The following is a 10,300-nucleotide window of genomic DNA, read 5'->3' as shown; positions in this document are numbered from 1 at the left end:
CGCTGGGCGAGCAAGAGGCGCGTCGCGTCGCCGGAGGTGACGATGTGGGTCCAGGCCTCGCGCGGCACGCCGAGCGCGTCGAGCTGCTCGATCACCGGCGCGTGCGGCCGGGCGGCGTTGGAGATCAGCACCACGGGCCCGCGCTCGGCGCGGAAGCGGGCGAGCGCCTCGCAGGCCGCGGGAAAGCTCTCGCGGCCGTTGTGGATCACGCCCCAGACGTCGCAGAGCAGGGCGTCGTAGCCGTCGGCGATATGGGAGAGGCCGGCGGCCAGCTTCGGAGCGGTCATGGCCGGGCGGTAGCGGGACGCCTCTCCGGGGTCAATGCCGCTTCGGTTTTGCGCCAGCCGTGCCGATGTAGGTGTCGACCACGCCCGCCAGCACGTCCAGCGGCATGGCCCCCGACAACAGGCCGGCGTCGTGGAAGGCCTTGATGTCGAACCTCTGGCCCAGGGCCGCCTTGGCCCGGTCGCGTTCCTTGTTCCAGAAGGTGTGGCCGATCTTGTAGCTGCAGGCCTGCGCCGGAATCGCGCAGTAGCGCTGCACCTCGCGCGTGGTGGAGCCTACCGCGTCCCCGTCCAGCCCCATCAGGTATTCGATCGCCTGTTCGCGGCTCCAGCGCATGGTGTGCATGCCGGTGTCCACCACGCAGCGCCCGGCCCGGAAGATCTGCGCCTTCAGCCAGCCGATCTCGCCCAGCGGGTCGTTCTCGTACATGCCGAGCTCGTAGGCCAGTTGCTCCGCATAGAGCGCCCAGCCCTCGCCATAGCCCGAGAAGTACATGTTCTTGCGGATCATCGGGATGCCCTGGCTCTCCTGGGCGAGGCCTCCCTGCAGCTGATGGCCGGGCAGCCCCTCGTGATAGAGGGTCGAGGGCAGGTTCCACTTCGGCCATTCGGCCGTGTCCTTGAGGTTGAAATTGATCGTGCCCGGCCGCGAGCGGTCCATGGGCGCGGGCTCGGCATAGGCCAGAGGCGAGCCGTCCTCGATGTTGGGCGGCACCCGGCGCGCCTCGATCCGCTGGTGCGGCAGGTGGTCGAACATGCGCGGCAGCCGCGCCTCGATCTCCTTGAGCTGGGTCTGCAGATAGGCCAGCAGCTCGGCGCGGCCGGCGTCGGTGTTCGGATAATAGAGGGTCGGGTCCTTGTAGAGCCCCTTGATGCGCTCCCCGACCGTGCCCTGGGTCAGGCCTCGCTTCTTGAGCAGCACGTCCAGCCGCGCGCCGATCTCGGCGGCCTGGTCGAGGCCCATCCTGTGGACCTCCTCGGGGGTCATATTGGTGGTCGTCGTGTAGCGCAGGTTGGCGGCGTAGAAGGCCGGCCCGTCCTTGAACCGCCAGACCCCGGCGTCGTGGGTCGCGCTCGGCCGCACGGCCTTGAGGGCCGCGATCTGCCGGTCCAGAGCCGGGCCCACCTTCTGCTCATAGATCGCCGCGGCCTTCCCGCCATAGCCCTGCAGGCCCTTGGCGGTCGCGCGGCGCTCCACCGAGGCCACCAGGTCGGACTTGTCGGCGGAAACCCTCAGGGCCGAGATCTGTCCCATGGTGATGTCCAGCAGGAAGTCCGGCGGGACCACCCCCTTGCCCACGTCGTGGCGGAAGCGGTCGGTATTGGCGTCGATGGCGGTGGCGAAGGCGTCGAGACGGGCCAGGTAGGCGTCGGCGTCCGCCGCCGTCTCGACCGAATGCTTGGTGTCCAGCATCACCGGCACCCGCTGATAGGCCCCGGTGATCGGCGAGAGCACGTAGCAGGAGGGCGAGAAGCCGTCCGCGCCCCCGATGTCGAGGTCCAGCAGCGGCTTGGTCGTCTCTTCCACATAGAGCACGGTGTCGTAGTTGACCCGGTCCATGCCCTGGAACTGGCTGCGATCGAAGGCCTTCAGCGCCTTGATATGAGCAGCGTTCAGCGCCCGGGCCTGCGCCATGCCGGCGGTCGAGACATCCTGCAGCTTCGACTTCAGGGCCGCGTTCGCGCCCTTGTCGAGGCCGAGCTCGGTTGCGCCCTCCGGCTGGGCCTCGAGGTTCTCCTGGAAGAACCGGTCCAGCACCGCGGTGAGCTTCGCGCCGGCCTCGCCTGTCGGCTGGGCCCAGCCCTTGGAAGCGAGCGCCAGGGCGGCGGCGGACGCGCCGGCGCCCAGGAGTTGGCGACGATCGAGCATGGAAATCTCCCCTTCCGCCCGAACGCGGCGGTTTGATTCCCTTACTACCTCAGATCGCGGGCGGGTATTCCCCCCTGCTCCGTCCTCCTGGGCCTCGTGCCCAGGATGACGAAGGGGAACCGTCCCCGCCGGCGCGGGCGGGGACGGCGCGTCCGTCGCCAGGCTCAGAAGAAGCCGAGCTTCTGCGGGCTGTAGCTCACCAGCATGTTCTTGGTCTGTTGGTAGTGGTCCAGCATCATGCGGTGGGTCTCGCGGCCGACGCCCGACTGCTTGTAGCCGCCGAAGGCCGCATGCGCCGGATAGGCATGGTAGCAATTGGTCCAGACGCGACCGGCCTGGATGCCGCGCCCGAAGCGGTAGGCACGGCTGCCGTCCCGCGTCCAGACCCCGGCGCCGAGGCCGTAGAGCGTGTCATTGGCCAGCGCCATCGCCTCGTCCTCATCCTTGAAGGTGGTGACGGAGACGACCGGCCCGAAAATCTCTTCCTGGAAGATGCGCATCTTGTTGTGGCCATGGAAGACGGTCGGCTTGACGTAGAACCCGTCCTTCAGATCGCCCTCCATCATGTTGCGCTCACCACCGGTGAGAACCTTCGCACCTTCCTGCTTGCCGATCTCCATGTAGCTCAGGATCTTTTCGAGCTGTTCGGAGGACGCCTGGGCGCCGACCATGGTCTGCGGGTCGAGCGGGTTGCCCTGGCGGATCGCCTCCACGCGCTTGACCGCGCGTTCCATGAAGCGGTCGAAAACCGATTCCTGGATCAGGGCGCGGCTGGGGCAGGTGCAGACTTCACCCTGGTTGAGGGCGAACATGGTGAAGCCTTCGAGCGCCTTGTCGAAGAATGCGTCATCTTCGGCGGCGACATCCGCGAAGAAGATATTGGGCGACTTGCCGCCGAGTTCGAGCGTCACTGGGATGAGGTTCTGGCTCGCATACTGCATGATGAGGCGGCCGGTCGTCGTCTCACCGGTAAAGGCGATCTTGGCAATCCGGTTGCTGGAGGCGAGCGGCTTGCCCGCTTCGAGACCGAAACCGTTGACGATATTGAGCACACCCGGGGGCAGCAGGTCGGCGATAAGCTCGGCGAGGACCAGGATGCTCGCCGGTGTCTGCTCGGCTGGTTTCAGCACCACGCAGTTTCCCGCGGCAAGCGCCGGGGCCACCTTCCAGCAGGCCATGAGGATCGGGAAATTCCAGGGAATGATCTGGCCGACGACGCCGAGCGGCTCATGGAAGTGATAGGCAATCGTGTCGTGGTCGATCTCGCTCAATGTGCCTTCCTGGGCACGCACGCAGCTCGCGAAATAGCGGAAATGGTCGATCGCGAGCGGGATGTCCGCCGCCATGGATTCCCGGATGGGCTTGCCGTTATCCCAGGATTCGGCGAGGGCCAGCCGGTCGAGATTCTGTTCCATGACATCGGCGATGCGGAGCAGGACGAGGGCACGGTCAGCGGCTGGTGTGCGGCCCCAGGCATCTTTCGCGGCATGGGCCGCATCGAGGGCAAGCTCGATGTCATCCTTGTCGGAGCGGGGAACTTCGCAAATGATCTGACCGTTGATCGACGAAGTATTGTCGAAGTATCGGCCGGATACCGGCGCGACCCATTTTCCTCCGATGAAGTTTTCGTAACGTTTTGAAAAAGGCGGAGCTTTCAGAAGCCCGCTCGGAGCAACTTGGTCCATCTTTTGTCTCTCCCTGGAGCGTTTGCTGTCATCGCTCCCTTAAATCGCCTGAATTTCAACAGGTTCTTCGCCGGCACTTCACTTTTCATTCAGGAAATGTGTCGGCTGGCCGGGGGAGCCTATCAGGCTCTGCCATCCGACCGCAATCGTGGCTGGCTCGGGCAGGCATGCCGCTTTTCGAGGCCAGGGGGAGCGCCGTGCGAGGGACTTGACTTAACGGCGCCGACAGTCCACTTGAGAGGAGCATGAGCGGGAAGGGTTCTTTCCTGCCGCTCCGCGGCAGCCCTCTTCTCGGGCGCGGCCCGCCAGCAGAAATTATGTCGACCCCTATTATCCCCCATCAAACCCAATAACCATATCATTCGCATGTCCAGCCCTACGACCGGGCGGACCCGATATCTCCCCCGAAGGCGTCCCGATGCACCTCGCCGAACTTAAAGCAAAAAGCCCCACGGATCTGCTCAGCCTCGCTGAGTCGCTACAGATCGAGAATGCGTCGTCGCTCCGCAAACAGGAGATGATGTTCGCCATTCTGAAGAGCCTGGCGGAGAACGACCAGGCCATTCACGGCGAGGGTACACTCGAAATCCTGCCCGACGGCTTCGGCTTTCTGCGCAGCCCGCAGTCGAACTACCTGCCAGGGCCCGACGATATCTATGTGAGCCCGCATCAGGTGCGGCGCTTCAGCCTGCGCACCGGTGATTCCGTCGAGGGACAGATTCGTGCGCCCAAGGACGGCGAACGATACTTCGCGATGTACAAGATCAACACGATCAACTACGAGCCGCCGGAAGCCGTTCGCCACCGCACGAACTTCGACAATCTGACGCCGCTTTATCCGAACGAGCGGTTGAAGATGGAAATCGAAGTTCCGGCTCCGACCGTCAAGGGCGCGCAGAAGGACAATACGCCGCGTGTGATCGATCTGATCTCGCCCATCGGCAAGGGCCAGCGTGCGCTGATCGTGGCGCCGCCGCGCACCGGCAAGACGGTGATGCTGCAGAGCATCGCGACGTCGATTTCGACCAATCATCCGGAAGTCTTTCTCATCGTGCTGCTGATCGACGAGCGGCCGGAAGAAGTGACGGACATGGCGCGCAGCGTGAAGGGTGAGGTCATCAGCTCCACCTTCGACGAGCCCTCCGCCCGCCATGTCCAGGTGACGGAGATGGTGATCGAGAAGGCCAAGCGGCTGGTCGAGCACAAGCGGGACGTCGTCATCCTCCTCGACAGCATAACCCGTCTTGCCCGCGCCTATAACGCGGTCGTGCCGAGTTCGGGCAAGGTGCTGACCGGCGGCGTGGACAGCAATGCGCTGCAGCGCCCGAAGCGTTTCTTCGGTGCCGCGCGCAATATCGAAGAGGGCGGCAGCCTGACGATCATCGCGACCGCGCTGATCGATACCGGCAGCCGCATGGACGAGGTCATCTTCGAAGAGTTCAAGGGCACCGGTAACTCGGAGATCATCCTCGACCGCAAGATCTCCGACAAGCGGACGTTCCCGGCGATCGACATCACCAAGTCGGGCACCCGCAAAGAAGAGCTCTTGGTAGAACGCGCAACCCTGTCCAAGATGTGGGTGCTGCGCCGCATCCTGAACCCCATGGGGTCGACGGACGGCATGGAGTTCCTGCTCGACAAGCTCAAATACAGCAAGACGAACCAGGACTTCTTCGACGCGATGAACACCTGACGCCCCTGCGGCAGCGAGGCGGGGTCGGGTGCTTGGACAGGAGAAATAGCACCGCATGGCCCCCACCCCCTCTGCCGCGACGCCTTTGGATGATGCCAGTGAGCTCTGCCGCCTGAGCGGCACGGAGCTCCTGGCGCTTTACGCAAGCCACAAGCTTTCCCCGGTTGAGGTTGCGCGCGCGACATTGGCGCGTGCCGAAACGATCCAGGAACGCTTGAACGCGTTCGTCCGCATCGACCATGAGAGTGCCCTTGCGGCCGCAACGGCGTCGGAAAAGCGCTGGCAGGCGGGCACGCCGATCGGCGCACTCGACGGTGTGCCGACGACGATCAAGGACATCGTCTGGGTCAAGGACAGCCTCGCGCGCTACGGCTCCCGTTCTCCGGGCGTGACGCCGGCATCCGATGCCCCCTCGGTCGTTTTGCTCCGCGAGGCCGGTGCGGTGTTCCTCGGCCTGACGACGACCCCCGAATTCGGCTGGAAGGCGCTGACCGACGGTCCGTTGACCGGCATCACGCGCAATCCCTGGAATCCTGATCTGACCCCCGGCGGCTCGTCCGGCGGTGCAGCCGTTGCGGCCGCCACCGGCGTGGGCGCGCTGCATCTTGGCACGGATGGCGGCGGTTCGATCCGCGTACCGGCCGCCTTTACCGGCATCGTCGGCCATAAGCCGACCTTCGGCCGTGTGCCCGCCTATCCGGCGAGCGCCTTCGGCACCGTGGCCCATATCGGTCCGATGACGCGCACGGTCGCGGATGCCCAGTTGATGCTGCAGGCAATGTCGGGCCGTGATTTCCGCGACTGGTTTCAAAATCCTCTTCCCTTCGCGCCGGCCGACAGTGTGGCAGCGGTCGACCTCCAGGGCCGTCGTTTCGGTCTGTGGCGGACGCCGCCGAGCGGCACCGTCGATCCCACGATCGCGGCGGCGTTCGATCGCGCAGTGAAACGTTTGGAGGAAGCGGGCGCGAGCCTTGTGCCCGTCGATCTGCCGGCGGAGGAAAACCTGCTCGACCTTTTCCACCGCCACTGGTTCGCCGGGGCGGCTGCCCGTCTCTCCCTGCTTTCGCCTGGCGATCTCGACGCGGTGGACCCGGGCCTTCGGGAGATTGCCGCCCAGGGCGCGGCGTATAGCGCCGTCGACCTCATCCACGCCCATAATCGCCGGGCCGCTTTTGGCGGCGCTTTCGATGCTCTGCTGGCGGACTATGACGCGATCCTTTCCCCCGCCTGCGCGGTCCTGCCGTTCAAGGCAGGCGAGGAAGTGCCGCCGGGCTCGGGCCTCAAGCGTTGGACCGAATGGGCGGGCTTCAGCTACCCGGTGAACCTCGCCCAGTCCCCGGCCGCGATCATTCGCTCCGAGATCCTGGAGAACGGATTGCCGGTCGGGCTGCAGATCATCGGCAGCCGGGGCAAGGACGGATCGGTCCTTGCCGTCGCGGCTGCGATTGAAAGCCTCTACGCGGCCTGATCAGCGGTCGCGCCGAGTATCAAGCGCTGCGCGGCCGCGAAATCGACCTTGCCGGATCCGAGCAGAGGCACGGCGGAGATCACCCGGATCTCCGCCGGCACCATCAGTTCCGTCGCCCCTTGGCTACGCGCGAAATCGAGAAAGCGGCTGCGGTCGGCATCCGGCTGCTCGGTCAGGAGAATGACGCGCTCGCCCTTGCGCGGATCGGGCACGGCAACGGCGACCGAGATGGCCTCGGGCCAGAGTTCGGCGGCCAGCGCGTCCACCGCGGCGAGCGAAACCATCTCGCCGCCGAGCTTGGCGAAGCGCTTGGCGCGGCCGCGGATGGTGATGAAACCGTCGAGGTCGATGGTCACGATGTCGCCGGTATCGTGCCACCCGCCGGGTGGCGGCTCGATCACCCCGGGCCGCTCCGCCCTGAGATAGCCCAGCATGACATTGGGGCCGCGCACGACGAGGCGGCCGCCCTCCGCGATGCCAGGTACCGGGTCGAGCCGCGCCTCGATGCCCGGCAGCAGGCGGCCGACCGTGCCGAAGCGGTTGAACATCGGCGTATTGAGGGCAAGGACGGGGCCGGTCTCCGTCACGCCATAGCCTTCGAGCAGGCGGATGCCGAATTTCTCGAGATAGAGCGCGCGGGTTGGCGCTTTCACCGGTTCGCCGCCTGCGACGACGTAGCGCAACGAGCGGAAATCATACGGATTGGCCTGGCGGGCATAGCCCGCGAGGAAGGTATCGGTGCCGATCACCACCGTCGCATTGGTCCGGTAGATCAGCTCCGGGATGGTTTTGTAGTGCAGCGGGGAGGGATACATGAAGACCGGCACGCCATAGACCAGCGGCAGGACGAGGCCGCAGGTGAGGCCGAAGGAATGGAACAGCGGCAACACGTTGAAGATATGGTCCGAGCGGCCGTAATCGATCCGCGCCGCGACCTGGGCGATGTTGGCGAGCATGGCGCGGTGGCTGATGACGACGCCCTTGGGCGTGCCCTCCGAGCCCGAGGTGAAGACGATGGCGGCCGGATCGTCCGGCCCCGCGCCGCGGCGCAAGGGGCGACCGCCCTGGGCCATGCCCCGCAGCTTGGCGACGAGGCCGATCTGGCGGCGGATATCCTCCAGATAGACGATGCGCGGGCGCACCGTGCCGTCTCCCGCTTCCAACCCTTCGATGAGCTTTTCGAGCGACCCCTTGAGGATGAAGGCGCGGGAGGTGACGATGACGCGCACCTCCGCCGCCCTGCAGGCATGCAGGAGATTGGCCGCGCCCGCCGTGAAGTTCAGCAATGTGGGAACGCGGCCAGAGGAGATCAGGCCGAGGACCAGGGCCATGCTGGCATTGGCGTTCGGCATGAGCACGCCGACCGCCTCGCGGGGGCTGGTGAGTGGTGCCAGAACCCGGCCGAGGACGGCCGCGCCCGTCAGCAGACGGCGGTAGGTGATGGTGCCTGACGTGGTGTCCTCGGCCGCGATGCGACCGCGCCCATGCAGGCTTGCGGCCCGGGACACCGCCTCGAAGATGGTCATGTCGGTGGGCGTGGTACGCCAGATGAGGTCGGACATCAGGCCGTAGATGGCGGCCGAGCCGGTCTCCCTCCGGGCCCGGCCGCGCAGCGCGGGATCGATCGCGAGGTGCTCGGGCGGCAGGACCGTCACCCGCACCTTGGGGAACCAGCGGCGCCGCGCCTGGCCGGCAGCGGCGCGGGAAAAGGGGGTCATCTCCAGGCCGGAGATGCGCATCGGCAGGATGGTCGCCTCGGTCCGGGCGGCGATCAGCGCCGCGCCGTCATAAACCTTCATCAGGCTGCCGGTGACGCTGATGCGCCCCTCCGGAAAGATCACCAGGCTCTGCCCCTCGCGCACGGCGCGGATGAGGCGCCGTGTCGCCATGGCACGGGTGGGGTCCAATGCGATGGCGGTTGCGAGTTTACGGGCCATGCGCACCCACCACAGACGGACCAGAGCCTGGTCGATGACGAAGACCGGAGGGTTGTCGAGCACGGCAAGAACGAGGGCGGCATCGAGCCAGCTGATATGGTTGAGCGCGATGATGGAGCGCGGGCCGCGCCGGTCGAGGTTCTCGGCGCCCGTCACCTCGATCCGGTAAAAGATGCGGAAGAGCAGCCAGAGCAGATCCTGCAGCCGGCGCATCGGCATGGTGGCGAGCATCCAGCCGGCAGCGGCGAGGGAGGCGAGGCCGAGCAGGCCGAACAGAAGAGGCACACCGAGCCCCAGCCCCAGCAACACCGAGGAGAGCAATGCGCCGAGCGCCATCGCCCCGGCGGAGATGACGTTGGCACCCGCCACGACCCGTGCGCGGTGATCGGGCTTCGCCCAGGCCTGGAGTGCGGCGAAACTTGGCACTGCCAGCAGGCCGCCCGAGCCCGCCATCAGCACAAGGTCGATAAAGACATGCAGCGAGAGGTCGTGGCGGCCGACGGCGCCCTGCGTCACGCGCCAGAGATCGAGCAGGAAGAACCCGATGAGCGCCGTGCCAATGATGGCGGGGAGCAGGCTCACCCGCCGCCCGGTGAGTTGGGCGGCAAGGAGCGAGCCCGCGGCGATCCCGAGGCAGAAAAGGAGAAGGGCGAGGGTCGCGGTTCCCCTTCCGCCGCCCAGCGCCTCCTTGATCAGCCCGGGGAGCAGGCCGAGCGCAATGGCACCCACCAGCCAAAACCAGGAATTGGTGAGCGCGGTCCACCAGAGCCGCCGATCGGCGCGGAGCTCGCCGACGAGGCCCCAGGTCGAGCGGAGGATGTTGCGGCGAATGGCGAGATTGGGCGCGGCTTCGCCCGAGGGCGGAATCATGCGGGCGGCGGCCCAGCTCAGCACTGCGAAAAGCAAGACCGCCACGGTAAGCACCAAGGTCCCATGCGGCAGTGTGGAGGCGACGCCACCTGCTGCCGTGCCGCCGATGATGGCCAGGAAGGTCGCCCCTTCGACCAGCGCATTGGCGGCGGGCAGCGCCTCGCGCGGCAGATGGTCGGGCAGGATGCCGTATTTCACCGGGCCGAAGAGGGCGGAGAGCGTGCCGAAGGCGAACAGCGCCAGGAACAGAACCGGGATGCTGTGCAGCACGAAGCCCAGGACCGCGAGGACGGCCACCGCGATTTCAACCAGCTTGATGCGTTGGGCGAGCCAGGCCTTGTCGTAGCGGTCGGCCAGTTCGCCGCCGAGGGCCGAGAGCAGGAAGAAAGGCAGGATGAAGACCGCGCCGGCGAGGGCGATCAGAGCGTTGGCGGCGTGTGGCGGCTCGCCTGCTCCGACCGCTGCACCGCTTGCACCCCAGAGAATGAGAAAA

The 10,300-nt window shown here is 66.5% G+C and carries 5 protein-coding genes and 1 pseudogene; 2 read left to right on the top strand and 4 right to left on the bottom strand.

What is annotated here, in order from left to right; all coding sequences use genetic code 11:
• The 3 genes and pseudogenes from VL752_RS18605 to adh form a co-directional block, all read right to left on the bottom strand.
• Positions 1-287, bottom strand: a pseudogene (locus VL752_RS18605) (TIGR01459 family HAD-type hydrolase); the annotation flags it as partial.
• A 31-nt stretch (positions 288-318) separates the two neighbouring features.
• Positions 319-2,154, bottom strand: a complete 1,836-nt coding sequence (locus tag VL752_RS18600; RefSeq protein ID WP_325357500.1) for a DUF885 domain-containing protein — start codon at positions 2,152-2,154, stop codon at positions 319-321.
• 164 nt (positions 2,155-2,318) lie between these two features.
• Positions 2,319-3,839 (bottom strand): aldehyde dehydrogenase, encoded by a 1,521-nt coding sequence (adh, locus tag VL752_RS18595; RefSeq protein WP_325357498.1) that lies wholly within the window; start codon positions 3,837-3,839, stop codon positions 2,319-2,321.
• Positions 3,840-4,257: 418 nt separating this feature from the next.
• Here adh and rho point away from each other — a divergent pair, with 418 nt between their 5' ends.
• Positions 4,258-5,532 (top strand): transcription termination factor Rho, encoded by a 1,275-nt coding sequence (gene rho, locus VL752_RS18590; protein WP_325357496.1) that lies wholly within the window; start codon positions 4,258-4,260, stop codon positions 5,530-5,532.
• A 55-nt stretch (positions 5,533-5,587) separates the two neighbouring features.
• On the top strand, positions 5,588-7,000 hold the full coding sequence (locus VL752_RS18585; protein WP_325357494.1) for an amidase: 1,413 nt from the start codon (positions 5,588-5,590) through the stop codon (positions 6,998-7,000).
• Here the strand turns inward: VL752_RS18585 and VL752_RS18580 are convergent.
• On the bottom strand, positions 6,988-10,300 hold a 3,313-nt coding region (locus VL752_RS18580), incomplete at its 5' end, for an acyl-[ACP]--phospholipid O-acyltransferase (protein ID WP_325357492.1). The two genes, VL752_RS18585 and VL752_RS18580, sit on opposite strands and share 13 nt — an antisense overlap.

This window comes from Acidisoma sp., from assembly GCF_035492295.1.
Classification (GTDB): Bacteria; Pseudomonadota; Alphaproteobacteria; order Acetobacterales; family Acetobacteraceae; genus Acidisoma.
This window is presented reverse-complemented; position numbering and strand designations above follow the sequence as displayed.

Excerpts from the sequence above, each read along its gene's own strand:
- adh (WP_325357498.1), bottom strand. The coding sequence starts at position 3,839 with ATGGACCAAGTTGCTCCGAGCGGGCTTCTGAAAGCTCCGCCTTTTTCA.
- VL752_RS18585 (WP_325357494.1), top strand. The coding sequence starts at position 5,588 with ATGGCCCCCACCCCCTCTGCCGCGACGCCTTTGGATGATGCCAGTGAG.
- VL752_RS18600 (WP_325357500.1), bottom strand. The coding sequence starts at position 2,154 with ATGCTCGATCGTCGCCAACTCCTGGGCGCCGGCGCGTCCGCCGCCGCC.
- rho (WP_325357496.1), top strand. The coding sequence starts at position 4,258 with ATGCACCTCGCCGAACTTAAAGCAAAAAGCCCCACGGATCTGCTCAGC.